The organism is Photobacterium sp. Ph5 (genome assembly GCF_022129445.1).
In the GTDB taxonomy this organism is placed as follows: domain Bacteria; phylum Pseudomonadota; class Gammaproteobacteria; order Enterobacterales; family Vibrionaceae; genus Photobacterium.
Window position 1 is genome coordinate 48423 of the sequence record NZ_JADQAQ010000009.1, and the last position, 26286, is coordinate 74708.

The following is a 26286-nucleotide window of genomic DNA, read 5'->3' on the forward strand; positions in this document are numbered from 1 at the left end:
TTGTAATACCTATACTATTTTAGAGCAGTAACTCTAAAATAAAACAGTTTTTTATTTGACGAATCTTCGTGGTTTAACGAGAAACTTTTTACGCATTATTAAGATAACGCGAGTAACAACATACTCTCATAGCAATCTTGTTATTAATATAGATATAAAAAAACCCACTTAATCGCGGGTTTTATATCGGATCACATCATAGTATTTATTTTCAAAACACCCAAATCATGATCTAGCGAGCTAAACGGATCAACGAACGACCCAGTAAACGCTCCAATTCATCAATACTTTGCTGACCATAACGCTGTTCACACAACGTAAATAAACGTTCAATTCCACGGTGAGCAAACTCATGTGAGGTTTCTGCAGAAGAAATATGATGGAAGAGTAAACGTAAAATTGCACGGAATTTTTCATCATCAAGCGCAACCGACCAACTTGAAGAAAATGCTGCTAAATCATCGGTTAAATCAAGCTTATCAACAAACAGTTGATAGATACGCCCATCAAGCGCATGCGCAAAGTCTTGCTTCTTAGGAAAGTGATGGCTAATACCGGTACGAGAGATCCCTGTTTGATTGCTCAACGTGGTGTATGACATTTTGTCATAACCCAAGGTAAGAATTTGATCAATCACAGCATCCATAATCGTTTGGATAGTTATCTCTGTATCTTCTTTACTACGCTTTGGCATAATGAGTTGACTCTATTCTAATCATTTTATGCAACAGTACGATTTCAATAATTATCCTTTATTGAAATCAGTGGCTCGTATTAGTATTACAAAATGTGATTGCCTTAACTAGCGCTAACTCATATTTTTAGCAACATCATGCTGTATCTGGTTAAAAAGCGCCAAATCAAATGTAATTATTTACTTTACAAGCCATTTTATCGATGAAATAACCGACTCATTATCGGCCAAACTTACGCGCTTCTTGTTCTATATTACGATAAAGGATCTGAGTCCAAAAAGGTTGATTGATCGAGGTCAGTAATTTCCCTTTTTTCGGATCATGAGGGCTAATAACCACTTCGATATTTTCAAGTCCCGTTCTCTGTGCGAGTAAAAATAGCTCTTCAATACTATAGTCTCCCATCGCTAAACAACCTGTCGATGCTTGTTTACCATGAATAAAAATATTACTACCTGGAGACGTTCGACCTTCTAATCGCGCGTATTTACGATCAAAAGCATTCGGGTAATCTAGCTTCATTGATAGATGAAAACGGCTATTTGGATTCAACAAAGATACACGGTAAATACCTTCAGGTACTTGTTTATCACCTTCTCGTAGTTTAGGTCCTTTTTTACCGCTTATTTTCTCGATATTGTAACGTTTAACGTACGACCACTTACCTTTCTCTTCTGCCCATAACTCTACTGACATCTCTTCTTTCATCGCAAAGAGCGCAATATTTTTTGGCGGATAAGATAAGCCTGCTTGTTCAAAGTAACGTTTAATCCGCGGCTCAACAAAAGGAGAGTAACGTTTCATTACATCATCAACAGTTCGTGTGCCTGCAGGAGGGTAAGTTGAATACGAATAAGCTGCTTGAGCATCAGTAACAACAGTGAACATAACCAATAATGGCAATAACGCTTTTTTAAACACAAAACCCTCGGTACTTGCAGTGTCGTCTTTGGAAATAAACGAAATCAGTAGCTGATATCATCAAAAGTAGCGCTAGTGTACTGACGTTTTACCGTGGTGCAACCGATAGTGTGGACATTTTTACAACAAAATATTGCACATTATTTACACTTGGAGATAAGTTATTAAAATTCCTATCGCTATTTAGTTAATTGGCATTCACACCACACAGGGTACAATAGAGAAAATACTATTCATGTAATTAGGTATACAGATTTTGCATACGTTAGAACAACTACGCTCTGGTGAACTCGCGCATATTTCCCAATTAAAAATTACGCAGCAATTAACCACCTTTCCTCTCGAAATTCTTTCGCTAGCTGATAGTTTGGAAATCCTAGATTTAACCGACAATAAACTGAGCCAGTTACCTGACGAGTTTGCCCAGCTAACCAAGCTACGCATTGTGTTTATGTCAAACAACTGCTTTACCGAATTACCTAAAGTATTAGGTGCTTGTCCAAACTTAGAAATGATTGGGTTTAAATCAAACCAAATCACAACGGTTGATGAAACATCTTTACCTCAAAAATTGCGATGGCTGATTTTAACTGATAATAAAATTACTCAGTTACCACAAAGTTTAGGGCTACGCCCTCACTTGCAAAAACTTGCATTAGCGGGTAACCAACTCACAGAATTACCAAGCACTATGGATCAGCTAGCTAATTTGGAGTTGGTCCGTTTATCAGCTAACCGCCTACAGGCCTTTCCAACCCAACTGCTTAATTTACCAAAACTCGCATGGTTAGCTTTTTCTGGTAATGATTTTAATCGCCACCAGCAGGTAGACAATACATTACCTGAAGTTGTACCAAGTGATTACACATTGCAAGAAGTGCTGGGACAAGGCGCATCTGGTGTTATTTCACTCGCTAAATGGAAAAATAATACCCATCAACTGGCAACCGATATCGCAGTTAAAATCTTTAAAGGTGAAGTGACGTCTGACGGTTACCCGCAAGATGAATTAAACGCGTGCCTAAAAACCGGCCGTCATCCAAACCTTGTGCAGTCATTAGCACACGTTACAGATCCAAAACACTTAGCGCTGGTTATGGCATTAATCCCTACACACTTTAAAAACTTAGGTCTACCACCAACGTTTGAGACCTGTACGCGCGATACCTTCCCAAACGGTTTCACCTTAACCATTGAGCAGATCAAAAAAATAGTGTCACAAATGACCAACGTAATTAAACACATGCAAAACCAAGGTGTTGCTCATGGTGATATTTATGCCCATAACGTCCTCTTTGATGAGCAAGCCAATATTCTGGTTGGCGATTTTGGTGCTGCATCAATTTACGATGATTTACCTCTAGTAATACAGCAACAAATCAAAACTATAGAAAACCGAGCATTAGGTTATTTCATTGAAGATTTACTCAGTACTTGTGAATCACGAGATCGCACTTCATTGAGTTATCGAACACTCAGTCAACAGGCGCATAATTACATTCAGTCGTAATGCTTTAAAGCGACAATGAAAGCACTTTTTATTGTCGCTTTTATCAATAACTGAGCAAACATGATCGTGGTAACAAATCTGATACAAAGTCATTAATTTATTCTATGGATAATCAGAATTGATTTCATACAAGTGTTTTAAATAATTGATTGATTTTATACTAATAAATGCCTAGTTCAGTTACCATCCATTCAGATATCGCCTCTTTATCTTACTGATTTTCCTTACGCAACACCTTGACTAGCACCTAAAATACGCTTTAAATTTAACATTATAATAACAAACGATGTCATCGAACGATTTCATCCTTGTAGCAAACCATTTAAGGGAAATTAATATGGCTCAACTGCTACCCAATGACATGATCCTACAATGGGCGGAAGAACGTCCTACCGATATTTATCTTCGCCAAATTATTAACCGTGAATTTGTTGACTACACCTATGCAGATGTTGCTGACAAAGCTTTACGCCTAGTCAGTGCTTTTCGTGCGCTGGGGATCCAACCGGGGGAGCGTATTGCACTAATCTCTAAAAACTGTGCGGAATGGTTTATTTGTGATTTAGCTATGATGCTCGGCAGTTATATCAGTGTACCTATTTTCCCAACCGCTGGGGCTGATACCATTGAGCATTGCATTACCCATAGTGACAGTAAATTAGTAATTATCGGTAAACTTGATAGTCCTGACGCAATTAATAGCGTCACACAAACATTATCTGATATTCCGACGATCTCTCTTAGCTACCCAGGTACGCCAGAAGGACAATATCGTTTTTCTACATTGATTGAACAACATGCCCCAAGTGATGAGCGTCCAGCACATACTGATGATGAATTAATGTCAATTGTTTACACATCAGGTACATCTGGGCTTCCCAAAGGCGCAATGCTAACTTATGGCGCTTTCGCTTGGGCATCGCATCAAATAACTGAGCATATTGGGTTAGGTAAAACAGAGCGGTTATTTTCTTATCTCCCACTCGCACACATAACTGAGCGAGTATATATCTTTGGTTCATCCATAATGTCTGGACTTCAAGTGGCTTTCCCTGAATCTCTTGATACTTTTATTGATGATGTGAAAATGCATCGCCCAACTATTTTTGTTTCTGTACCGCGTTTATGGACCCTTTTCCAGCAGCGAATTCAGGAAAAACTACCACCCGCGAAACTTAACCTTTTACTTAAGATTCCATTTATTTCTGGCCTTATTAAACGCAAACTCGCTGATGGTTTAGGACTTAATGAAGCACGAGTATTAGGCTGTGGTTCTGCCCCCGTTTCGGCAGGTTTATTACGCTGGTATGAAAGTATTGGACTTAATATTACCGAAGCTTGGGGCATGACAGAATCTTTTGCCTATAGCACACTAAATCACCCATACCGGAGCGATAAAGTCGGTAGTGTTGGTAATGCGGGGCCTGGGGTTGAACTAAAAATTGCCGCGGATGATGAGATATTAGTACGTAGTAAAGGCTTATTTGCAGGTTATTACAATAATGATGCTGCAACCAAAGAAAGCTTTGATAGCGAAGGTTGGTTACATACTGGTGATATCGGCTTTATTGATGAAGATGGTTACCTCACCATCCAAGGTCGCAAAAAAGATACCTTTAAAACGGCTAAAGGGAAATTCGTCTCTCCTGTACCGATTGAGAAACGTCTGTTTGAACTCAGTAATGTCGAGATGATGTGTTTAGTTGGCTCAGGTATGCCTGCTCCCATTTTATTAGCACTACCTCATCACTTCTCAAACTTTGATCGTAAACGTTACGAGAAGCGTGTTCATCATGTCATTAACACCATTAATCGCGAGCTAGAATCTCACGCTAAGATCAAAGGTGTGTTGATGATCAAAGAGCCTTGGTCAATAGAGAATGGCATTTTAACGCCAACCCTTAAAATAAAACGTCATGTACTAGAGAAAAAATACGCAGATATTGGTCATGATTGGCCTAGCGATACATTAGTGCGCTGGGAAGAATAATTTTTATACCAAATAGAGTAACAAAAGCCTGATAGCGCCTTCCACCATTCAGTTATCAGGCTTTATTTTCTTACCCGTTAAGAAAGCACTTAAAATAATTAAAACTACGTTTCACCTTCTGGCTATCGTTATTTTCAATCTAATGAGCACATTCCTTAATCCTCTTTTTTTGCTTATTGAATAGCGAAAAAATCTGCCTTTATTTCTTATCAAACACGCGTCACTTGTACAATTTAATTTACAGTATCAACAAGTTAGCAGAAAAGTTGTCACTTGCACTGATAAAAAAAATATTTATCATACAAATATCTTCTTTGTTCTATTATTAATAATTAAGGAATTACAATGGCTAAGGGCGATATGAAAACATGTAAAGGTAAACGTCGTGCACATTCACACGGTAATGCGCGTTTAACGACAGAAGGTCAAAGAAAGCATCATCAAGAATAGTTTTATTTAAATCGATCTTGCTAATACTCCGAGAACTAAGTCCAGTAATGTGTGTCTGGACTTAGTTTTTCTTCTCATATTTATTTATACCATCGTTTTCCATACGCTAAAGAATAATCAGGTTGATCGATTCCACTCGCCATCTTCTCATCATCTTGTAATGGGCCAATAACCGTTTTATAAGGGATAATTCCAGCCCAAACGGATAAATCCATATCTCGCTCATCATCATTTACACCATTACAACCGATTTTTACTGATGCCTCTGCTAATGGCATCACGAGTAATTCCGTCGCAGTAAGTTCTTTTTCATTGCCTTGTCGCACACATTCACTTCGGCCCGGTGCTATTTGCTCAATAAAGTGGTTCAGTAACGCATTTTTATATTGGTTATCATCAATAGCATTAAACTGTCCAAAGACCATTGCTGAGCGATAATGGGCACTGTGATGAAATGCAGAGCGTGCAAGTACCCAACCATCAAATAACGTAAATGTTAAACAACAAGATTTCCCCTTTTTTAACGCGCGAATTAAACGGCTATTTTTAGCCCCATGAACATAGATATTATTGTTAACTCGCCATACCAACATCGGAATAACAATAGGCTGCTCATTTTGCTCAATAGCAATATGTGCGAGTAAGCTTTCGTCAATTATTTGATAGAGCTTCTCTGTCTCGAAAACGGCTTTATTCGGATTTTTCTTTATCGTCGTTCTATCTGTGCTTGATAACATCACAACCTCTCCTATTTACCCAAAATTACACTTCCTTCTGATAGACATAACATCAAACTTTGATACTGTAGATAAGTGCCAGTTTTGAATAATGGATGGATCCAGTTTGATATTAATTGATACCGGAGATTTAACCCTTTCCCATCACCAAGGTTCGCGCCAGCAGAGTTTATTTATTGCTATTCGCGATAAAATCACCCAAGGATATTGGCCAAAGAACAGTAAGTTGCCATCAACGCGTCATCTAGCACAAATTCTCGATGTCAGCCGTAATACGATTATTGCTACATACGACCAACTGGTTGCTGAAGGTTATATTCGAAGCCAAGCAGGTAGCGGTTTTTATGTCGCAGCCACCCTACCAGATCATTACCTCACGACAACGCGCAGTGAAGATTCATTTACACACCCTACAATCAAACAGCAAATAAACACAACGAATAATGCCTTTGCTCCTGGCGTGCCAGATCTTGCTACATTTCCTAGAAAAAAGTGGCAACGTCTTTATCAACAACAGTTTGATCGAACACAGTTTTTGGGTTGTAACAATCTACAAGGTGAGTGGGAATTTAGAGAAGTATTAACGCATTACTTGAAAACATCGCGCTCTGTCGATGTCACCGCCGATAGGATCATTTCAACCTCGGGAGCACAACAAGCATTAATCATGGCAATAATGGCAAGCACTCAGCCTAACGATATAGTCCTTGTTGAAAATCCCGGTTATGCTCAAATGCGTAAAGTGGTCAACTTATGTAATGTCAAAATAGCGCCCCTTTCAGTGACTCCATTCGATGGAATTAACCTTCAACAGTTATCGAAAACAAAAGCTAAAGCCATTTACATTACCCCCAGTAACCAATATCCATTAGGTACAACACTTAATATCTCTCAACGGATCCAATTACTTCAATGGGCAAACCAACATAATGTGACCATTATTGAAGATGATTACGACAGTGAATTTCAATATGCTCACCGCCCTTATCCTTCTTTGCAGGGGCTTGCAGCTCAAACCAATATCAATGTGAATATCATCTATATTGGTACTTTTAGTAAAGTGATGTGCAACAGTATTCGTCTTGGTTATATGGTCGTCCCTCAAGCTCTTCTTTCTCGTTACCTTGAGATAAAAGATGCTCTCAGCGGTGAAACACAAGCCCAACTTCAATTAGCAATGGCGGAATTTATTCATGGCGGCCACTTGCTTCGCCACATTCGAAAAATGCGCAGGTTATACCAAGCAAAACATCACCAAATGCTCCAAAGTATTAAAGACTGTTTTGGTCAACAATGGGAGGTGATCAGTCAAGCGGCGGGGCTTCATGTTACCGTAAGATGGCACCAGAACGTCTGTGAAAAACGATTTTGTGATCAGGCTTTTCAGCACAATATTATTGTACGACCACTGAGTTATTATGAACTGCCGAATACAATTCGAAACTGGCAAGGTATTGTGCTTGGCTTTGGTAATACCTCTATTGATGACATACCAGTATTGATTGAGAGCTTTAAAACTTGCTTCAACCACCTGTTAATGGAAAACAGACATGATGAATATTTTTAGTCAATTACCCGCCAAACTTGATAATGAAGAGTTTATAGACTTACTTAAAACCGATTCGGTACGAATTGAGCGCATTGTCTCGCAAGGACATATAACACCAATAGATGAATGGTACGATCAATCTGAAAATGAGTGGGTTATCGTATTAGAAGGAAGAGCTGAAGTCAGTTTTACCAATGGTGAAATTAAACGTTTAGAAAAAGGCGATCACCTTTATATTCCTGCTCACCAAAAGCACCGCGTAAGTTGGACAGAACCAAATAAACTTACGATTTGGTTAGCGGTATTTTTTAATTAACAAGATCGCCACGCTAAGACAGCATTATGTTAGCGAAAAGCAGTGCAGACATTTCAGCGGAACTCTTAAAGTGACATTGTTAATCTTTTGGTAAGATACCACCTCCCATATTCCTCTCGACTTATTTACTAAATAGTAAATATTACCATCATATATACCTTTACACGACTCCTGATTTCCTCGGTATTCAATTCTCCCAACAACATTAATATGACTTTCATCAATATGTTCAAAGTGAGATATTTCCAAGCCAATAATATTATTATAATCAGGCTGCTTATAAAACCATTGATAACCAACCGATATACCCTTACTCTCAAATCTTTCTTTAAAACCATCATCAGGATAACCATCAAACAACATCAATAAAAATTCTTTATTATTAACGTTAGTGATTTTTTCCTTTTGTGCATCTGTGTACCACCAAAACAGAGCGGAAGCGTAAACAAATAGAATAGGAATAAAAAAGAGAGGATTTCAGCATTGTTTGAATAAGTCTTTAAGTTATTAAAAATAGCCAAATCAAGATCAATTTCAACACCGATAATTTAAGTATATACAACAAAAAAATACAGATAACCAACTGCTAATAAAGACAACAAGCTATCCTAATAGTTTAGTTTTTATCATTAAAAAACCATTCAACCCAAAATATTGTTAGAACACAAATATGATGAAATATTAAATAATCACATTTTTAGCCAACAAGTAAAATACAGTAGTTTTAACTGTTCGAGTGAGTGCAACATTAAATAGGTTTATATACTATATATTTCAAAAAATTCAATATCATGTCACGATTCATGGTTACTACTACAATTAACAATTAACAATTAAGAAGAACAGTTCAACCTTATCTAATACACATTTCAAAGGCCCTGTTCAGGCTTTAAGTTCAAATATATAACCAACTGCTTTCTAATAGCTTTAATTTCGTACGTCTTATTTTTCTTCAAAGGCTTAAGCCGTAATCAGCCAGAACAACACAGAAGCTGAACAGAGCCCATTTCAAACAAGTGTCTTCTACAACCACAATCTTGCATAAGTACCTTCGGTGATATTTATTTCAAAATGACTTCCCTGCTCGGTTACCAGTCCGCTTTCCGGAACAAGAATACGATCAGCATTTTTAATTATATTTTATAGGTAAGCGATATGCTGCCGCTGACCACCAGAGAGTCTTGTTCCTTGCTCTCCCACCAGAGTACCCCTCTCCGTAACTTGCTCAATAAATGACAAAGCGCCACCATGTTCTCCCGCTCGGCACACTTATTTTTAATGCAACAAGATAGTAAATAACGAAAGTCTAGCATCGACTAAAACTTCCAATGTATCAATTGGTTACCAGATGGTCACAGTGGACTTTTGATACGAACAGAGGAAGGGATTTCATACTGAAATTTGTAAATGGTTACTTTCGCCAAACAACAGATAAAAAAAAGCCCCGTCATTTCTGACGAGGCTTCATTGTGTTGGCGGAGCGGACGGGACTCGAACCCGCGACCCCCGGCGTGACAGGCCGGTATTCTAACCAACTGAACTACCGCTCCAATTCTTTAACGAAACCCGATAAATCGAATCTCTAGAATATGGCGGAGAGATAGGGATTTGAACCCTAGATACGCTATAAACGTATGCCGGTTTTCAAGACCGGTGCTTTCAACCACTCAGCCATCTCTCCGTAAGTGCGGCGAATAATACCTAGCAATTACACATCTGTAAAGCCTATTTTTAAACAAACTCACCATTCGTTTAAAAAACAAACTTTAGCGCGCATTTTTACCTAAATATTATACGTCAACAATTTTAATTTTCTTTATCCTGCTAATTTTTCAGCATTAATCTGCGCTTCAAGTTTTTCTCGACCTTGAGGCGTTATACGTAAACATTCTTCAAATTGACTAAAACGCTGACTTTCAATCTGATAATAAGCCGCCAGTAAATCAGATTCTATCCCGACTCGCTGACGCGCTTCTTTTAAACTTAAATCCATTAGCTCTGCACAGTTAATGGTATCTAATGGCTGACAGTCAGAAACGTATCCAAGATGCGCCGCTTTCTTAAATACAGCAATATCATCATCAGAAAATTTATACGGCCCTGGGTATAAATATTTAGCTGCAAACGCGTACATCTTCTTTTCAGCCGTTGACATTCGATTTGATGATCCCATCGTAAAACCAATAACAAATGCCTCATCTTTCGGTAGCATTCCCCGCCCTAATAAAAGGTGAATAACATCATGATCTTCTAGGCTAACAGCGCCATTAAATAAATTGATCCCAGGAATATCAAACTTCGGGTTTTCTATTAATCTCACAATCAATGGAATATCTGCGCTACCGGCAGCCACAGGGGCTTGAGTCGCTAAACATTCTCTAATGGTGGCATTTTCTTCTTCTAACGGTACGTACCATTTTTTCCAATGCGTGCCATTTTCTGGTAGTAAGTTTTTCTTGATACCATTTTCCATCTTAAATTCCTTTTCAAAGATCAAAGTTCAATTAACTGAGACAAGTTCTGTTGAATGTCTTTGCCTTTTTCAGCATCTTTAATACGGCTTTCCATTTGCTCGGTTAATTGATCCATTTCTACAATAGATTGTGCCATTTGCGGTAAAGCTTTAACTCGATACTGGCTAATATCATTTAATGCGGCATTAATATTTGAAAAGGCTTGTTTTAACTTACTGATATCTAATTGGCTCTCAGAAGCTTGTTTTTGGATACTGACCCCTTGATCTCGAAGTTGCTCACTGGTTTGTAATATCAGATCATTAGTGGTGTCATTAACAGCTTGGGTCGCATCTAATAGTTTTTTCTGATGTTGAAGTGCAATCGACATGACGGACGCTGTTTCAAGCGCAGATACCGTCACATTTATCGCGCGATCAACACCTCGAATAAGCTCGCGGTTATTTTGCATGATAACTTCGGTGGTAATCACAGCTTGCTGATTAACAGCCAATGTTTGCTGCAAATCCATCACTCGCTGACGTAATGGAAATAACACCTGCTCTTGTAAAAACTTAACTTTGGTTTCTGTGTTTTGGGCTGTCTCGATTGTTTGATTTACTTTCTCATCAAGTAATTGGCCAAAGCGAACATAATCTTCAAGCAGAAATGTTAACTCACGATAACGAATTTGATCGGCTTCAAGCGTGATATTGTCACGTTGTAATTGTGCTTGACCGCCTCTAAGCGATTGTACAATATCCTTAATCACACCTTCTGCCGTTTGATAACGTGAAAACCATTTCGCTATAGGGGTTCCAACAAAAGGAAGAAAGCTGAGTAAGCGTCGTATAGTTCCCATGGTAAAGTCAGTGCGATTAGGGTTAACCGCATTCACTTGTTGTTGCAGGTCTAATAAGCTTTTTGCTGTTCCACCACCATCTTGAGCATCATCAACTAACGTATGCAATGGGGTTTTCAATAACTGGCTACATTGAGCTAACTGACGACAACTATCTTCCCCTAAAGAGGTCATCAAGTTTGTCATATCTCGTTGCTGCGATAAATCACGTTCGCCGATAGCTAATAACATTGAAACGGTTTCTTCTACTTTCGTACTGATTTTATCGTGAGTTTCAGGAACTGATACTGGAATATCTAAGGCTTGTTTTACCGTATCAGGCGTCGCTACTATAAGTGTCGTATTTTCCTGTGCCATTGTTCATCCTTAACGAGTACTGTATTTTTGTGCGCGCTGTGCAAGTAGACGTAATTCTTCCATTGCCGTTTCTAATTCCATTCCTTGCTGCGATGAAAGAAGCGATATTTGAGAAAGTTGCGTTGTGACACGATCAAGCTCTGTCATTGCTTGTTCGTTTTCGATTAATACGGTTGTGATATGCTGATGAGCATCTTTATAGATAACAATTCGGTGCTGCAAAGCATCTATTTTTTGTTCTAGTAAGATTTGAGGCGATGTGATTTGTGTTAATTGGCAGCTAAGAACACTGAGTTGTTGTTGAATATAATCAATATCAATACCTGAGACAGCTTTAGTATTTACAATCACTGTCTGCAAATTATCTAACGCTCCAACAAAGACGGCTTCAGCCATTGTGATATAGCGTGAGTACGCTAATTCGTCTTTATTTAAGACCCTATCTAATACCTGCTGGAACGCATTGAATTTTAAGCCTAATTGATCAACTTGCTTTAGCGCATCTTGCTGTTTTATTTGGCTTAGCTCTTGCTTTAAATCAACCAGCGTTTGCTCTCGTTGTTGTAATAAACTGCGATGATATTTCTCAACAATAGCCTTAGCATGAGAATTATAATTAACCTTATATCCCCACAGTAATTTACTAAAGCATAATGCTGTAGCTGCAATCGTGACTCCCCAGCTCAATAATTCACCAGAGAACAATAAGCTATATACGGCTCCAATCATGCCCACAACACCACTATATATAACTATCGGATGTTGAATACTGTTAGAAATTACCTGATTTTTAATAGCTTGAGGCGACAGAATATCCAATCTACTTCCTTTTAATAGGTTTCACTCATCAACGCAATTTCAACGCGCATTAATCTATTGGCATAACGACGCTGACTTTCCCCACTTAATTGAATTAATGGTTCATCACTTCCTTTACCCACAGCATGAATACGACTGGCTTCAAAGCCGAGTTGATTCACCAAATAGCTTTTTACCGCCTTTGCACGTTTTGCCGATAATTCGATATTTAACGCTTTATCACCACGTAAACCGGTATGACCTTCAACTAGAATTCGAAAATTCGGGTAATGCGATAAACTTTCAGCAGTAAGATTAAGTTGCTGCTGACCGTTTGGTGTCAGTCGCTCGCTACCACTAGAGAAAATAACTGGACGGGTTTTCAACGTGCCTATCTCACTCATATGTGCCCATTGCTTTGCACTTAATGCAGCAAATACTTCGCTAACTGGCCTGTGTGATGGTTCATTTAAAGCAATATCATTAAGTGTTTGTTGTACAGTTTGAATAGGAGGGGAATGTATTATCCGATAGGGATCATTATTGGGTAGCCACTGTTGCGGCACTGCTGATGTATCATTGATAATTGTAATAGTGCTATCGATGGTATCGAGTAGTAACTGGGATTGACCAAACCAAGCAGATACGTTGTCGTTGAGCCCTATCCATCGTACACCGTTAAGCAACTGCTTAACTTGAGTATTCGGTAAGTCTGTAATACTTTCGATCTCTTGAACTAATACATTAGGATTATCACGATAATATTTAAGTACCTTAAAATAGGTTGCTAATACGCGATCAAGTATTTCAGGCTTATTTTTAATCACGGCTTTATTGGCAAGAAGTACATCAACAATTAAGTTTTTCGTATCATCAGTACTAATAATGGTTTCAAAATTACCTTCGGCAAGCGCGGTTGACACGTCAGGCTCCCACAATACAGCAACATCTAATTTGCCTTCTATTAATTGTGATAACGCATCGCTTGAGCCAGCAGTCGCAACTCGTTTAACGTTGTTAGATTTAAAAAGATTAAGATCGAAGTGAGAAGATATCGCGCTCAGTAAGTGTTCACTGGGTGAATCATGAGTGTAACCAATCGATAAGGATTTATTCGTTTTCAAATCATTGATCGACGTAACAACATCGGTATTCGCGACAATAGCATCGCCACCATGTGACTCATCAATGACAGCAACGATACTGGCTGGGTAACGGTATACTTTACCAGATGTAATATAAGCATCCACACTTGCAACGGCAAAATCTAATTCACCGTTTGCTATACCTTCCATACGTTGGGAGTAATCAGCGCCATCATCAATACAAGATAAACGATAACCTTCATTGCGTAATAATCGTCGCATTTCTTTAGAGCATAGTGGGTAATAGCCAACCCAATTATCCATCCCTATTTTTATTACACCTTTGGTATTTCGCGCATCCGATGTATCAGCATAAACATGATCATCAATATGGGGCTGCAAAAACTTATAGGTAATTAAGCCGATGATCCCTAGCACTAAAATAAAAAGAGCAAACTTACTATGCTTTTGCATATATGACCTTTTTCTTAATTAAAACTAGCGACATCAAACTCTGCAGATTCTGCTAATACATTTTTTAGCCCTGCTAACAGTTTTTCTGGGTTATTAGCCGATTGGTAATAGGTGATCCCTTTTGCATTAAGCGCATGTTGCTCACCAATGCAAAAGCCTATGGTATGAATGGTAACGGGTGAATCACGGTAGATACGATTAATCGCAGGTTGTGGATTTTCTCCCTGGCTTGCATCACCATCGGTAACAATCACAACGTTATATTCCCCATAACCCAATTGTTTACTGGCTTGACGCTCTAATGCTGCGTAGCTCGAATCTAGAGAGCTTTTTAATGGTGTTGCACCACCAGCTGTTACGTCATAAATCGCTTGTTTTAATGTCGCTCGATTATTATTGCCAAGTGGTACACGCAATGACGCATCTTTATTATCAAAAACATATAACCCGACATTGGCTGAATTAGGAATATCGTTAATAAAAGTTTGTATTGCTTGCTTTGCCGCGACAATTTTCTTTTGCCCATTACCACAATTAGTATTATCCATCGAACCGCTACCATCAAAAATCAATAGGTAGTTAGTCGCCAGCCAATTATCGGAAACGAGTGCATTTTCATTATTTAGTGCAGGCCAATCATTTTTTAAAGCATCAAATCCATATCCACTTGATGCGTCAATTTTTTTTATCTGTGTACTACTGTCTTTTGATCCTGTCGAGTTAACCCCAGAGCTCGGTTTAAAAAACACCACAGCAAAAGCAATAAGGCAGCAAGAATAAATTATAAATCTCATATCATGCTCACTTATAAAGGTTGGAAAACATCAGATTCAGCTTCTAACTGAATAATACGAAAGACGACGCGCATATTTGATCGCCATTCAGATTCAGTTGCAGGTGCACAAGGCTCATTACCACACATCCCTGTTTTAGGGCTACCAAAACCATGCCCAACTAAAGCAAACTGACTCGCATCTAAAGCAATGCCTTGATCGGTAGCGAATGTTAATACGCTTTGTTTAACGCTTTGCGCACGCGATAAGCTGATATTGCGGTTTGATTGTTTAATGCGGTTTAACACCACACCAGTTTCACCTTTTTTCTTAGAGCGTAAATATTTCAAAGGATCACTGTGACCTTCAACAGTGATCACCGCACCACCATAAGTAGAGGCTAGTTCAATTACACGCTTAAATTCTGTTTGATATAACGACGAATTAAAGCTGTTTTGGTTAGGTTGAAAAGCGACTTCAAAAGAAAACAGTTCACCATCAGCCAATGAATTCTGTTGCTGTTTTTTAGCAACCACTGAAGCGACACGCTCACTGTTAAAACGTGATTTGTTATTAAACTCAATATCAGCACCTAATTGGGTAAAATCCCAATTTGCTAATTGAGGAAGTGTCGAAGCTGACGTTAAACTAAGCCGCTTTAACGTAGTTTGGATTTCATTACTGACTTTGGTAATGTTTCTTGGATACGCCATGTCACTAAATAACTGCTTATTAGCGTTAATATCTAAATGCTCTGCGTCAGCATAGAGTCCTTTTATGTCTTCTATTGCATCAGGAGAATCAAGCAACAGATCAGCAGAATAAGACAATAAAGGTGTCAATTTTGCGTTTTTAGCATTCGCATTATTAAACAAAACCTTCACTTCATCTGTTGCGCTATTTAACGCTTTTACAAAATTCATTACGTCACTGCGATGGCTATTAAAATAATCCGCTCTCACCGCATAGACATCCGCTATCACTCGGTTAGCCGTTTTAGTTGACATTAATATCTTAGCGCCTTTAACCGAATCTTCAGATCCAGTACCGACAGCTCCCCCTGATGTTAGTGCTAACGCATCAGGTAGAATTACGAATACTGCATCGACATCATTTTCATATAATGCACTGGCTGGACTATTATTCGTCCCTGTAAGATCGGGCAACCATTTAATGGTGACATCATCGGGTGTTAACCCTGCATCTTTTAATACAGCTCCCATATAATCCACATGCGGACCATACGCTTGCAGCGCGATCGTCTTACCTTTTAAATCTGCCACGGTACGAACGCTCGGTTTAACGACTAAAGCATCACCACCTGATGACCAAGATAATTGATGAATAATAATAGGGGTAACTGAAGGATTGCTGGCTAATAAGTCAGATGCTGCATTAACCATCCCTAATGTTCCGCGAAGGTAGGGCGTTTTTCCTGACAGGTAATTCGTGAGCTGATCTGAAAATTTATCATTTCGACTTAATCTAAATTTCAGTCCATAACTAGAAAAAAGAGAATTACTTGAGGTGATCGATTGGCTACCATTCGCATAAATCGTATTAATATCTGCGCCCCAAGTAATCACTGGCAGTTCAAAAGTCTGTTCATTAACTTTTGAAACTGGCGTATTAATAAGTTGGGCTAGTGGTATTGGATTTATATATTGAGGTTTTGCTGCGGCAAACGTTGAAATCAATACTGCCAACACAAAGAGCCAATACCGAAAATATCTAATCATCAATCCCATTGTTTCCCCCATTACAACAGTCAAAAACGTAACTACGCTTTTTTGAGTAATAGGTACCATACCGGATAAAAAATACGCGTCAGGCTTGTAGCACGAAACATATGCCAATTTGCGATTGAATTCATAGTAATTATATAAACGACTTTTTAACTTTCAGTTTTTCTAGATAACGCGCATTGAATACACACTCATAAAAAGCAATGAAAATTGCTTACAAAGATGAATTTTAACGTCATTCATTCACTATCAATGCGTTTTGTGTGAGTCATGTCCGTAGATTGTTAGCTCAACGTCAAATCAAACAGTACAATAAAACACCTTTCAATTCTCTGACATTCAGACTGTGAATGCATCATATTCTTCCCATCAGCAGTTAGTGACATTCAAGAGTTAGAGTATTAGCTCTTAAAAAACCAATAAAAACATAAAGGAAATTATGATGAAAAAGATTCTATTACCATTAGCACTTGTTCTTACAACAGCATCTGGCGTAGCACTTGCCGATCAGACAGGTCCATACGTTGGTGCAAGCCTTGGTAATGCAACTACGGATCTTAAAGCTGACCATTGGGAACATAACTACGACGAAAATGTAGTTGCATACGGCTTATACGGTGGTTACAACTTCACTGAAAATCTTGGTCTTGAAGCAACATTAGGTCAAACAGGCGAACAAGATAACATTAAAAAAGGTTACGCGACTCTGACTCCTCGCGTAATGATGCCACTTAATGATCAGTTATCTCTATTTGCTAAAGCAGGTGTCGCTTACGTTGCTGTTGATGGCGATTACGATGGTATCGACAATATGAACCGTCACGATATTGATGTTGATGGTTTTGGCTGGACTGCGGGTGCAGGTGTTAACTTTGCCGTTGCTGAACATATCGATCTTCGTGCAGGTATTGACTACTTATCAACAGATCTTGAAAAAGCGGATAACGATAAAGATTTAAACATCGACTCAGAAACAACGATGTATTATGTAGGTGTTAACTACAATTTCTAATGTAGTATGATCATCTCTAAGTGAAAAAAGCCATTAACTCAGTTAATGGCTTTTTTCATTATTGCAGTAAAGCACGTTAGATATTTATATCGAATCTGATTTTTGTAGAATTTTTATTCGCTTACTTCGCCAAAAATGAACATATGCTCAACCTTACGATCATCCGCTCAGCATTAAAAAATAAAGCAATCGTAGTCAGGAGCAATATCTCGCGGTTAACTAGAATTAACCCCACTTTTATTGGGATCTAAACAGGATTTATTCGCATTTTGAATTGACAAAAACACTGAAAAAGTCAATTATCGATTTATCAAATGCTCTTACGTAAACCATTCGCTCACAGTGTGTGTAAATGGTTTTGTATGAACAGGTTAAGAATAAGTAATAAATTCTTTTGAGCATGACAGCATTTCACGTTATAAATAGTGGCTGGCATGACATGAGCCCTATAGATAAGGTCAATAGATATGAGCACAAAATTAGAACAACTACGCGCACTAACTACTGTTGTAGCAGATACTGGCGATATTAAAGACATTAAAAAATACCAACCAGAAGACGCGACAACTAACCCATCTTTGATCTTAAAAGCGGCACAAATCGCTGAGTACGCACCACTTATCGATGCTTCTATCGCTTACGCAAAAGCGCAAGGCGATGATAAAGCACAACAAGTACAAGATACTTGCGATATGCTTGCAGTAAGCATTGGTAAAGAAATTCTTAACGTTGTACCTGGCCGTATTTCAACTGAAGTTGATGCGCGCCTTTCTTACGATACAGAAGGCAGTGTTACTAAAGCACGTCAACTTATCAAAATGTACAACGATGCTGGTATCAGCAACGATCGTATCCTAATCAAACTAGCTTCTACTTGGGAAGGTATCCGTGCAGCGGAAATCCTAGAAAAAGAAGGTATCAACTGTAACCTAACGCTTCTATTCTCTTTTGCGCAGGCTCGTGCTTGTGCTGAGGCTGGCGTATTCCTTATTTCGCCATTCGTTGGTCGTATTATGGACTGGTACAAAGCGAAAGAAGGTCGTGATTTTGCACCACAAGAAGATCCAGGTGTGATTTCTGTAACGAATATCTATAACTACTACAAAGAACACGGTTACAATACTGTAGTTATGGGCGCAAGCTTCCGTAATACTGGTGAAATTCTTGAACTAGCAGGTTGTGACCGTTTAACGATTAGTCCACAACTTCTTCAAGAACTAGAAGAAGCACAAGGTGACGTTGTTGAAAAACTAAAAGCAACAACTGATCTGAAAGATCGTCCGGCAGCAATGACACATGCTGAGTTCCTATGGGAACATAATCAAGATCCAATGGCAGTTGAGAAACTAGCGGAAGGTATTCGTAACTTCGCAATTGACCAAGGTAAACTTGAAGCTATGATTGCAGAGCGTCTTTAATCGCTTAATTAAGTATTCCAGAAAGCGGCCTTTGCCGCTTTCTTAAGTTTAAATCTCATATATTTGGTGGAAACACTATGGAACATAAAATGTTAGCGAATGCGATTCGTGCTCTAAGCATGGATGGTGTACAACAAGCAAATTCTGGTCACCCTGGCGCACCTATGGGTATGGCAGATATCGCCGAAGTACTTTGGCGTGGTCACATGAATCACAACCCACAAAACCCTAAGTGGGCTGATCGCGACCGTTTTGTATTATCAAACGGCCACGGTTCAATGCTTATCTATTCGCTACTTCACCTTACAGGTTACGATCTTTCTATCGATGATCTGAAGAATTTCCGTCAACTTCACTCAAAAACACCGGGGCACCCAGAATACGGTTACGCACCAGGTGTTGAAACAACAACAGGTCCTTTAGGCCAAGGTATTACTAATGCGGTTGGTATGGCACTTGCTGAAAAAGCAATGGCTGCACAATTTAACCGTGAAGGTCATGACGTTGTTGATCACTACACATACTCTTTCCTTGGTGATGGCTGTCTAATGGAAGGTGTTTCTCACGAAGCATGTTCACTAGCAGGTACATTAGGTCTTGGTAAACTGATCGCATTCTGGGATGACAACGGTATTTCTATCGATGGTCACGTTGAAGGTTGGTTTACTGATAACACGCCAGAGCGTTTTGAATCTTACGGCTGGCATGTCATTCCTGCTGTTGATGGTCACGATGCAGCAGCAATTAATGCAGCAATTGAAGCAGCGAAAGCTGAAACAGGTAAGCCAACACTTATTTGTTGCAAAACGATCATTGGTTTTGGTTCTCCAAACAAATCTGGCTCTCACGACTGTCACGGTGCTCCACTAGGCGCTGATGAAATTAAAGCAGCACGTGAATTCCTAGGTTGGACTTACGGCGCATTTGAAATCCCAGCAGAAATCTACGCTGAGTGGGATGCGAAAGAAGCAGGTAAAGCAAAAGAAGCGGCATGGGATGAGAAATTTGCCGCGTACGCTGCTGCTTACCCTGAACTAGCTGCTGAATTCAAACGTCGTATGAACGGCGAGCTACCAGCAAACTGGGAACAAGTGACATCTGAAGTGATTGCAGATCTTCAAGCAAACCCTGCAAATATTGCTTCTCGTAAAGCATCACAAAACGCACTTGAAGCATTCGGTAAAATTTTACCTGAATTCATGGGCGGTTCTGCAGACCTAGCACCATCAAACCTAACCATGTGGTCTGGCTCTAAGTCAATCACACCAACAGATGCATCTGGCAACTACATTCACTACGGTGTACGTGAATTTGGTATGACTGCGATGATCAATGGTATGGCACTACACGGTGGTTTCGTTCCTTATGGCGCAACATTCCTAATGTTTATGGAATATGCACGTAATGCAATGCGTATGGCTGCACTGATGAAAATTCAGAACATTCAAGTTTACACGCACGATTCAATCGGTTTAGGTGAAGATGGTCCGACACACCAGCCTGTAGAGCAGATTGCATCTCTACGCCTAACACCAAACATGAGCACATGGCGTCCATGTGACCAAGTTGAATCAGCAGTAGCTTGGAAATACGCAATTGAGCGTAAAGATGGCCCAACATCGCTAATCTTCTCTCGTCAAAACCTAACACAACAAGATCGTGACGCTGCACAAGTAGCTAACATCGCTAAGGGTGGTTACATCCTTAAAGACTGCGAAGGCAAACCTGAACTAATCTTAATTGCAACTGGTTCAGAAGTCGGTATTGCAGCAGAAGCTTACGCACAACTAACGGCTGAAGGTCGTAAGGTACGTCTTGTTTCTATGCCTGCAACAGATCTGTTTGACAAGCAAGATGCAGCATACCGTGAAAGTGTATTACCTTCAGATGTAACAGCGCGTATCGCTGTTGAAGCAGGTATTGCTGATTTCTGGTACAAGTATGTTGGTTTCGATGGTCGTATCATCGGTATGACAACATTTGGTGAATCAGCACCAGCTGAAGAGCTATTTAAAATGTTTGGCTTTACAACAGATAATATTGTTGAAACAGCAAAAGAATTATTAGCATAATCGCTTAATAATCATGAAAAAGCCGAGCTTTAAAGCTCGGCTTTTTACTTTCATCAAATAATAAAATGTACTAAATGTTACATATTCAAAGCTACTGATTAGAAACATTAACCTGTAATAGCTCTTCTCCATTCACTTCAAAGCGCAACTTTAAGTGCCCTTCCGTTGATAAATCTTTAATTAATTTAATCCCTTTACCTGCAAATCTTTGGCTTATCAATCCATTTATATCATTGATTAGGTTGATTTTATCTTCATTAGATAACACTGATTGTGATGTGGTTTTATAGGTGTTAAAAAACATAATTTAAGCTCTGATTAGACCTTTAAGCACCCTATGTCAAAGTTGCATATTTTGACAATTTTATTTTGTTGATAAATGTAACGATTAATTGATTTATTACTTTGAGGATTTAGTAATTAAAATGAATAAAGCTAAATTAATATACCTATTTCGTTATATCAGCAATTACCAAAAATAAAACTTTTGATTATAAAAACGTGTATTGTTCAAATTTAAAATAAGCGTAAATTTAAATCCATAGACAGACACCAACTTATTTTTAACGCTGTTTATCAAAGGATTTAGTTATGGCACATTTTAATAGTCAAGAGCACAAAGGTTCACAAGGCGGTCATCAACATGGCGCTGAATTCGAACATGAAAAAATGGAACGTCGTTATGATGACGGTGCTGAGCATAAACATAACCGTGATCATCATGAAATGCGTGATCATGAGAAAAGTCACCCATATACACAACATGGCGGTGATCCTGTAGGTCATAAGCACCCAGAACAAACTCATGGCGATCGTCATGAACATGATGAACATCGTCATCATAAGACTAAAGAGCATGACCATAAAGAGTCATCTCGTTTACACCACAAAACATCAACTAAATAATACTATTTAGTTGAGATAAAGTTCTTATTTAAATAAGAATAATATAAAAATATTAAGAGCCCAATTAATGAAAGTATATTTTTATTAATTGGGTTTTTCTATTTATGTTATTAATTTTTAATTAAGTAAGGCTCAATAAAATCTAACACTTCATTTTCACAAAGCCCAACTTCAACCTCAATACCCGCCTCTTTTAAAACCGCGATACCTTTACCACTATTACGGCTGTCTGGATCCAGTGTTGCAACCACAACTTTCTTAACACCTAATTCAACCAATGTATGTGCACAAGAAGGAGTACGTCCGACGAAAGAGCACGGCTCTAATGTCACATAAGCAGTTACGTTCGTAAAAGAACCATGATAATTAGCTAGCGCCATCGCTTCAGCATGGTGTTGCCCTGGCGGCTGAGTAAATCCTTCACTCACAATCTCACCATCTTTAACTAATACACACCCTACTGGAGGATTCGGGCGACAGGCTGGTAATGATTGATGAGATAATAAAAGTGCACGCATCATAAATGCTTGTTCTTGAAAATCGTGGTTCATGGTTTCAATACACCGTCGAGTAAAACATCTAGTGTATGCTGAAACATAAAAAAAAGCATTTGTGAAAAATAACGTATTTATTTTTAATCTAATGTCATTTAATTATGAATGAAATATGAATACCTCCATCATTCTTAATTCAGCGGAAATATCGTTTACTGTATCCTTCTAAATCTTGAGAGAAAGACCATGAAACGCGTTATCACGACTCTAGTCTTATCATTAACACTGCATTCGTTATCAGCTTTCGCTATTACTAATCATTCATCGCAATATAGCCAACTTATCACAGACAATACAATTAAATACCTCGACCACACTCAGCAATTAAATACCAATCAGCTACAACAAAGCCATGTGTTAACTGCAATCAATAATAATAATTATCTATCAACTACAGGGCACAAAGAAGGGCATTTAGAAAGAAAGCGATGGGAAGACACACGACTAAGTAGAAGTAACAACCGCTACCGAGAAGAACATAAGAATAAATAATCTAATCTATCAGCCCAAGTTTTAAATCATTCAATCTTGGGCTTTTAATAAATACCTTATCGAATATTCTATTATCAACAGAACAACAATTTTTTAAGACCGTATCACCTGTTAATAATTAATCAAAACAATGTCTAGCATTTGTACAGTAAATATATAAAACATCGTAAAATAAGTCATTTATTCAAGATATTATCTACTTTTAACAAAAATACACTGCTCAATTAGTAATCGCGACATTAGTTCATTTACGGTTCAGAAAAGCTATGTTTTTATACATCCTCGCAAAAATAAGCTAGTGCATTACGCACTCACTAAAAATAAAAAACTGACGAGCATTCCAGATTTATGTCTACGTTAAAAACGACAATCTTGAGCAAACTTATTAATTCTCGCTATATTAGCCTTGCCGGTATTTCTCTTATCACCGTCGCTGCGGTTTTATCTATCAATACAACATCCACATCCCATAAGCAGATGGAAGTGCAACTCCCCATTTCAACCACACCTGAAGTTGTACTGCCCGCACTATCGCCAAAAGCGATGAAAAAGACGGTCGACTTACCACCAACTTACGAATATAAGATCCAAAAAGGTGATACGTTAAGTGAAATTTTTTCGCGGATGTCTATCCCCTACTCTGACGTTCAATCGATTATGGAAGCCGATTTAAACACGCTTCAAATTGATAAACTAAAGCCTGGTAATACATTACGTTTTTGGATTAATGAAAGCGATCACAAACTCAATAAGTTAGAGCTTGAGTTTAGTTTAGCGCAACGTATTGATTATATTCGTACTAAAGATGGCGATTTCGACGTAAAAGAAATTACATTACCAGGGGTATGGCGTGAAACGGTTGCAACTGGAAAAATTCATGGCAGCTTCAGTGCTTCTACACGTAAAGCAGGGTTATCACACAGTGAAACTCAAGAAATCATGTCTTTATTAAAAGATAAACTAAATTTTAATCGAGATTTAAAAGCGGGTGATCTTTTTGAAGTTGTCACCAAACGTAAATACATAAAAAACCAAGCAACCGGTGATAGCGAATTACAAGCGATTCGTATTTATTCCGGTAAACGTCTAATTTCAGCCTATTTACACTCTGATGGCAATTTTTATGACCAAAATGGCGATAGCTTACAACGAGCATTCCTTCGTTACCCTTATCCGGCATCAAGGCATTTCCGTATCAGTTCACCATTTAACCCAAATCGTATTCATCCAGTAACAGGACGTCGCCAACCACATAATGGTGTTGATTTTGCCGCGCCATCTGGTACACCGGTACTTGCAACAGGTGATGGTGTTGTAACATTAGTGACTAATCACCCTTATGCAGGACGTTATATTGTCATTAAACATAGTGCTAATTACAGTACTCGTTACCTACATAACAGCCGCATTTTGGTTAAAAAAGGTCAACATGTTAAACGTGGTCAAGAAATTGCTCTATCAGGCAGCACAGGCCGTGTAACAGGTCCACACATTCACTATGAATTCTTAATTCGAGGAAAAGCAGTAAACCCAATGACAGCAAATATCCCATTGGCTGCATCTGTTCCTCGTAAAGAGAAGAAAGAGTTCGAAACTCAGGTCGCTAAATATAATAAATTGATGAAACAATCTATTGAACAAGATAAAAATCAAATCGCAATTGTGAAAAGATAATAGAATAGTTTTAACTCAATCATCATGTAATAAACGAAAAGCACTTCTATTCTTTTAGAAGTGCTTTTTTATTCATTCAAATATAACAACCCACTAGCAAACACCTGTAACAAGGGTAAATCTCTAATCAAAGCCATACATTACGATATTTGCAACTTTATATAACAACAAATATACATTTAGAAACATTTAACTCGGCATCCATCATTATTTTTGTGACAATGTTATCTATTTATCAAATGAATTTACGCTTATTCTTTTGCCATTGTATGCGCCATGATTGACCTGCTTGCGTTATCGGCATTCAACAACGTTCTACTTTTATATACACTACCGAATACAGGAAGTATCTATGGCTAAGAAAACGCCACCTTTTGAATTTGCCGGCTTATCGATTGATGCAGGCAAACACATTAATTGTGAATTAGAAATTGCTCGTCTTTATACTCACTCACCTCTTTCGGTTTCCGTTGATATCCTTCATGGTAAACACCCAGGTCCCGTCTTATTAATCAATGCGGCTATTCATGGTGATGAACTGAATGGTATTGAGGTTGTACGTCAAGTTATTGAAAAAATAGATTTAAATAAACTTCACGGAACAATTATTGCGGTACCTGTAGTTAACGTTTTTGGCTTTATTCATAAGTCTCGCTACTTACCTGATCGTCGAGATTTGAACCGTTGTTTCCCTGGTTCTGAACGTGGTTCAATTGCAGGCCGTATGGCTTACCAATATTTTAATCAAGTGGTTCGTCGTGCATCTCATGTTATCGATCTACATACGGCGGCTATTTACCGTACTAACTTACCTCAAATTAGAGCTAACCTTGAAAATTCATTAGCTAAAGAGATGGCTATGGCATTTGGTTCACCCGTTGTCGTTGATGCTAGTCTGCGTGAGGGCTCATTACGAGCAGCTGCTGAAGAATTTAACATACCCGTGATCACATTTGAGGCAGGTGAGGCGTTACGTCTTGATCCACATGCAGTAGGATCTGGCGTTCAAGGCGTATTGAAGGTAATGCGCCATCTAAATATGCTACGCACTAGCCGTAGCAAAAAAGTTATTGAACCAATGGTGCCAAAAGCAACCCGTTGGATTCGTGCCGACTATGATGGCTTGCTTCGATCCCATGTGGCCTTGGGTGAGAAGGTATCGAAAGATCAAGTCATCGCCACTATTAGCGATCCTGCAGGTAGCAGTGAAGCACCTGTTATTGCTCCACAAGGTGGGATCGTAATTGGTCAGCAAACATTGCCTTTAGTTAACGAAGGTGATGCTATTTTCCATGTTGCTTTCTTTGAAGAGCCTGATGGCTTAGTTGAAGAGCAAGTGGAAAGTTACCTTGATGATGCCATCGAAGAATTAGATGATGAGCTAAAATGGGGTATGACAAACTAATTTAGCTATTAGAGCTTCATTATAAAACACACAAGTAT

24 protein-coding genes and 2 tRNA genes are annotated in these 26286 nt (G+C 38.6%); 12 read left to right on the top strand and 14 right to left on the bottom strand.

The features are described 5' to 3' along the window. Window positions 1-232 precede the first annotated feature (232 nt). Window positions 233-694, bottom strand: coding sequence for a TetR/AcrR family transcriptional regulator (locus I3259_RS05720; RefSeq protein WP_238028739.1), 462 nt, complete (start codon window positions 692-694; stop codon window positions 233-235). Window positions 695-914: 220 nt separating this feature from the next. Further along, window positions 915-1616 (bottom strand): L,D-transpeptidase family protein, encoded by a 702-nt coding sequence (locus I3259_RS05725; RefSeq protein ID WP_238028740.1) that lies wholly within the window; start codon window positions 1614-1616, stop codon window positions 915-917. Window positions 1617-1872: 256 nt separating this feature from the next. Here I3259_RS05725 and I3259_RS05730 point away from each other — a divergent pair, with 256 nt between their 5' ends. The 3 genes from I3259_RS05730 to I3259_RS05740 all read left to right on the top strand — a co-directional run bounded on the left by I3259_RS05730 (window position 1873) and on the right by I3259_RS05740 (window position 5566). Beyond that, the gene (locus I3259_RS05730; protein ID WP_238028741.1) at window positions 1873-3126 is read left to right on the top strand and encodes a leucine-rich repeat-containing protein kinase family protein; all 1254 of its coding nucleotides are present in this window, start codon (window positions 1873-1875) and stop codon (window positions 3124-3126) included. Between the two features lie 337 nt (window positions 3127-3463). Continuing rightward, window positions 3464-5116, top strand: coding sequence for an AMP-binding protein (locus tag I3259_RS05735; RefSeq protein WP_238028742.1), 1653 nt, complete (start codon window positions 3464-3466; stop codon window positions 5114-5116). A 345-nt stretch (window positions 5117-5461) separates the two neighbouring features. Then, entirely contained in the window at window positions 5462-5566 is a 105-nt protein-coding gene (locus I3259_RS05740; protein WP_238028743.1) for a 30S ribosomal protein THX, read from the top strand. Between the two features lie 80 nt (window positions 5567-5646). Here I3259_RS05740 and I3259_RS05745 read toward each other — a convergent pair whose 3' ends face one another. Beyond that, window positions 5647-6303, bottom strand: coding sequence for a pyridoxamine 5'-phosphate oxidase family protein (locus I3259_RS05745; RefSeq protein WP_238028780.1), 657 nt, complete (start codon window positions 6301-6303; stop codon window positions 5647-5649). A 91-nt stretch (window positions 6304-6394) separates the two neighbouring features. Here I3259_RS05745 and I3259_RS05750 point away from each other — a divergent pair, with 91 nt between their 5' ends. Together I3259_RS05750 and I3259_RS05755 are read left to right on the top strand one after the other, a co-directional pair. Continuing rightward, window positions 6395-7870, top strand: a complete 1476-nt coding sequence (locus I3259_RS05750; protein WP_238028744.1) for a PLP-dependent aminotransferase family protein — start codon at window positions 6395-6397, stop codon at window positions 7868-7870. Continuing rightward, window positions 7854-8168: a cupin domain-containing protein gene (locus tag I3259_RS05755; protein ID WP_238028745.1), complete on the top strand. Its 315-nt coding sequence runs from the start codon at window positions 7854-7856 to the stop codon at window positions 8166-8168. The genes I3259_RS05750 and I3259_RS05755 overlap by 17 nt, the downstream gene beginning before the upstream one ends. Window positions 8169-8192: 24 nt before the next feature. On the opposite strand, the gene I3259_RS05760 is transcribed toward I3259_RS05755, so the two are convergent. From I3259_RS05760 to I3259_RS05800, 9 genes are all read right to left on the bottom strand, one after another. Next, window positions 8193-8534: a hypothetical protein gene (locus I3259_RS05760; protein WP_238028746.1), complete on the bottom strand. Its 342-nt coding sequence runs from the start codon at window positions 8532-8534 to the stop codon at window positions 8193-8195. Window positions 8535-9641: 1107 nt separating this feature from the next. Continuing rightward, window positions 9642-9718: transfer RNA gene (locus I3259_RS05765), tRNA-Asp, on the bottom strand. A 40-nt stretch (window positions 9719-9758) separates the two neighbouring features. Continuing rightward, window positions 9759-9849, bottom strand: a tRNA-Ser gene (locus tag I3259_RS05770). Window positions 9850-9984: 135 nt separating this feature from the next. After that, a complete protein-coding gene (locus I3259_RS05775) occupies window positions 9985-10641 on the bottom strand; it encodes a hypothetical protein (protein ID WP_238028747.1) in 657 nt (218 codons plus the stop codon). Window positions 10642-10661: 20 nt separating this feature from the next. After that, entirely contained in the window at window positions 10662-11840 is a 1179-nt protein-coding gene (locus I3259_RS05780) for a toxic anion resistance protein (protein WP_238028748.1), read from the bottom strand. 9 nt (window positions 11841-11849) lie between these two features. After that, complete coding sequence (locus I3259_RS05785; protein ID WP_238028749.1) at window positions 11850-12569, bottom strand: hypothetical protein; 720 nt, start codon at window positions 12567-12569, stop codon at window positions 11850-11852. 101 nt (window positions 12570-12670) lie between these two features. After that, complete coding sequence (locus I3259_RS05790) at window positions 12671-14197, bottom strand: phosphate ABC transporter substrate-binding/OmpA family protein (protein WP_238028750.1); 1527 nt, start codon at window positions 14195-14197, stop codon at window positions 12671-12673. Between the two features lie 14 nt (window positions 14198-14211). Continuing rightward, on the bottom strand, window positions 14212-14991 hold the full coding sequence (locus I3259_RS05795; protein WP_238028751.1) for a VWA domain-containing protein: 780 nt from the start codon (window positions 14989-14991) through the stop codon (window positions 14212-14214). 11 nt (window positions 14992-15002) lie between these two features. Continuing rightward, window positions 15003-16679 (bottom strand): ABC transporter substrate-binding protein, encoded by a 1677-nt coding sequence (locus I3259_RS05800; RefSeq protein WP_238028781.1) that lies wholly within the window; start codon window positions 16677-16679, stop codon window positions 15003-15005. A gap of 478 nt (window positions 16680-17157) precedes the next feature. Between I3259_RS05800 and I3259_RS05805 the strand changes: the two genes are divergently transcribed. From I3259_RS05805 to tkt, 3 genes are all read left to right on the top strand, one after another. Next, window positions 17158-17727 (top strand): porin family protein, encoded by a 570-nt coding sequence (locus tag I3259_RS05805; RefSeq protein WP_045148442.1) that lies wholly within the window; start codon window positions 17158-17160, stop codon window positions 17725-17727. Between the two features lie 467 nt (window positions 17728-18194). Then, complete coding sequence (gene tal, locus I3259_RS05810; RefSeq protein ID WP_006644397.1) at window positions 18195-19145, top strand: transaldolase; 951 nt, start codon at window positions 18195-18197, stop codon at window positions 19143-19145. Between the two features lie 77 nt (window positions 19146-19222). Next, window positions 19223-21217 (top strand): transketolase, encoded by a 1995-nt coding sequence (gene tkt, locus I3259_RS05815; RefSeq protein WP_238028752.1) that lies wholly within the window; start codon window positions 19223-19225, stop codon window positions 21215-21217. A gap of 91 nt (window positions 21218-21308) precedes the next feature. Here the strand turns inward: tkt and I3259_RS05820 are convergent, their stop codons facing one another. Further along, on the bottom strand, window positions 21309-21521 hold the full coding sequence (locus I3259_RS05820) for a hypothetical protein (RefSeq protein WP_238028753.1): 213 nt from the start codon (window positions 21519-21521) through the stop codon (window positions 21309-21311). Window positions 21522-21808: 287 nt separating this feature from the next. Between I3259_RS05820 and I3259_RS05825 the strand changes: the two genes are divergently transcribed. Next, window positions 21809-22123, top strand: coding sequence for a cation diffusion facilitator family transporter (locus I3259_RS05825; RefSeq protein WP_238028754.1), 315 nt, complete (start codon window positions 21809-21811; stop codon window positions 22121-22123). A gap of 110 nt (window positions 22124-22233) precedes the next feature. Here the strand turns inward: I3259_RS05825 and I3259_RS05830 are convergent, their stop codons facing one another. After that, window positions 22234-22674: a bifunctional diaminohydroxyphosphoribosylaminopyrimidine deaminase/5-amino-6-(5-phosphoribosylamino)uracil reductase RibD gene (locus I3259_RS05830; RefSeq protein ID WP_238028755.1), complete on the bottom strand. Its 441-nt coding sequence runs from the start codon at window positions 22672-22674 to the stop codon at window positions 22234-22236. Window positions 22675-22863: 189 nt separating this feature from the next. Between I3259_RS05830 and I3259_RS05835 the strand changes: the two genes are divergently transcribed. The 3 genes from I3259_RS05835 (at window position 22864) to I3259_RS05845 (ending at window position 26248) form a co-directional block, all read left to right on the top strand. Further along, window positions 22864-23169 carry a hypothetical protein gene (locus I3259_RS05835; RefSeq protein ID WP_238028756.1) on the top strand — a complete coding sequence of 102 codons (306 nt, stop codon included), beginning with the start codon at window positions 22864-22866 and terminating at the stop codon, window positions 23167-23169. 348 nt (window positions 23170-23517) lie between these two features. Further along, window positions 23518-24843 carry a peptidoglycan DD-metalloendopeptidase family protein gene (locus I3259_RS05840; protein ID WP_238028757.1) on the top strand — a complete coding sequence of 442 codons (1326 nt, stop codon included), beginning with the start codon at window positions 23518-23520 and terminating at the stop codon, window positions 24841-24843. A 352-nt stretch (window positions 24844-25195) separates the two neighbouring features. Then, entirely contained in the window at window positions 25196-26248 is a 1053-nt protein-coding gene (locus I3259_RS05845) for a succinylglutamate desuccinylase/aspartoacylase family protein (protein WP_238028758.1), read from the top strand. The last annotated feature ends 38 nt before the right edge of the window (window positions 26249-26286 follow it).

Coding starts and splice junctions, on each gene's coding strand:
- I3259_RS05835 (WP_238028756.1), top strand. CDS start 22,864: ATGAAACGCGTTATCACGACTCTAGTCTTATCATTAACACTGCATTCG.
- I3259_RS05735 (WP_238028742.1), top strand. CDS start 3,464: ATGGCTCAACTGCTACCCAATGACATGATCCTACAATGGGCGGAAGAA.
- I3259_RS05825 (WP_238028754.1), top strand. CDS start 21,809: ATGGCACATTTTAATAGTCAAGAGCACAAAGGTTCACAAGGCGGTCAT.
- I3259_RS05775 (WP_238028747.1), bottom strand. CDS start 10,641: ATGGAAAATGGTATCAAGAAAAACTTACTACCAGAAAATGGCACGCAT.
- I3259_RS05795 (WP_238028751.1), bottom strand. CDS start 14,991: ATGAGATTTATAATTTATTCTTGCTGCCTTATTGCTTTTGCTGTGGTG.
- I3259_RS05840 (WP_238028757.1), top strand. CDS start 23,518: ATGTCTACGTTAAAAACGACAATCTTGAGCAAACTTATTAATTCTCGC.
- I3259_RS05755 (WP_238028745.1), top strand. CDS start 7,854: ATGATGAATATTTTTAGTCAATTACCCGCCAAACTTGATAATGAAGAG.
- I3259_RS05740 (WP_238028743.1), top strand. CDS start 5,462: ATGGCTAAGGGCGATATGAAAACATGTAAAGGTAAACGTCGTGCACAT.
- I3259_RS05785 (WP_238028749.1), bottom strand. CDS start 12,569: ATGATTGGAGCCGTATATAGCTTATTGTTCTCTGGTGAATTATTGAGC.
- I3259_RS05790 (WP_238028750.1), bottom strand. CDS start 14,197: ATGCAAAAGCATAGTAAGTTTGCTCTTTTTATTTTAGTGCTAGGGATC.
- tal (WP_006644397.1), top strand. CDS start 18,195: ATGAGCACAAAATTAGAACAACTACGCGCACTAACTACTGTTGTAGCA.
- I3259_RS05805 (WP_045148442.1), top strand. CDS start 17,158: ATGAAAAAGATTCTATTACCATTAGCACTTGTTCTTACAACAGCATCT.
- I3259_RS05820 (WP_238028753.1), bottom strand. CDS start 21,521: ATGTTTTTTAACACCTATAAAACCACATCACAATCAGTGTTATCTAAT.
- I3259_RS05830 (WP_238028755.1), bottom strand. CDS start 22,674: ATGAACCACGATTTTCAAGAACAAGCATTTATGATGCGTGCACTTTTA.
- I3259_RS05845 (WP_238028758.1), top strand. CDS start 25,196: ATGGCTAAGAAAACGCCACCTTTTGAATTTGCCGGCTTATCGATTGAT.
- I3259_RS05720 (WP_238028739.1), bottom strand. CDS start 694: ATGCCAAAGCGTAGTAAAGAAGATACAGAGATAACTATCCAAACGATT.
- I3259_RS05750 (WP_238028744.1), top strand. CDS start 6,395: ATGGATGGATCCAGTTTGATATTAATTGATACCGGAGATTTAACCCTT.
- I3259_RS05780 (WP_238028748.1), bottom strand. CDS start 11,840: ATGGCACAGGAAAATACGACACTTATAGTAGCGACGCCTGATACGGTA.
- tkt (WP_238028752.1), top strand. CDS start 19,223: ATGGAACATAAAATGTTAGCGAATGCGATTCGTGCTCTAAGCATGGAT.
- I3259_RS05745 (WP_238028780.1), bottom strand. CDS start 6,303: ATGTTATCAAGCACAGATAGAACGACGATAAAGAAAAATCCGAATAAA.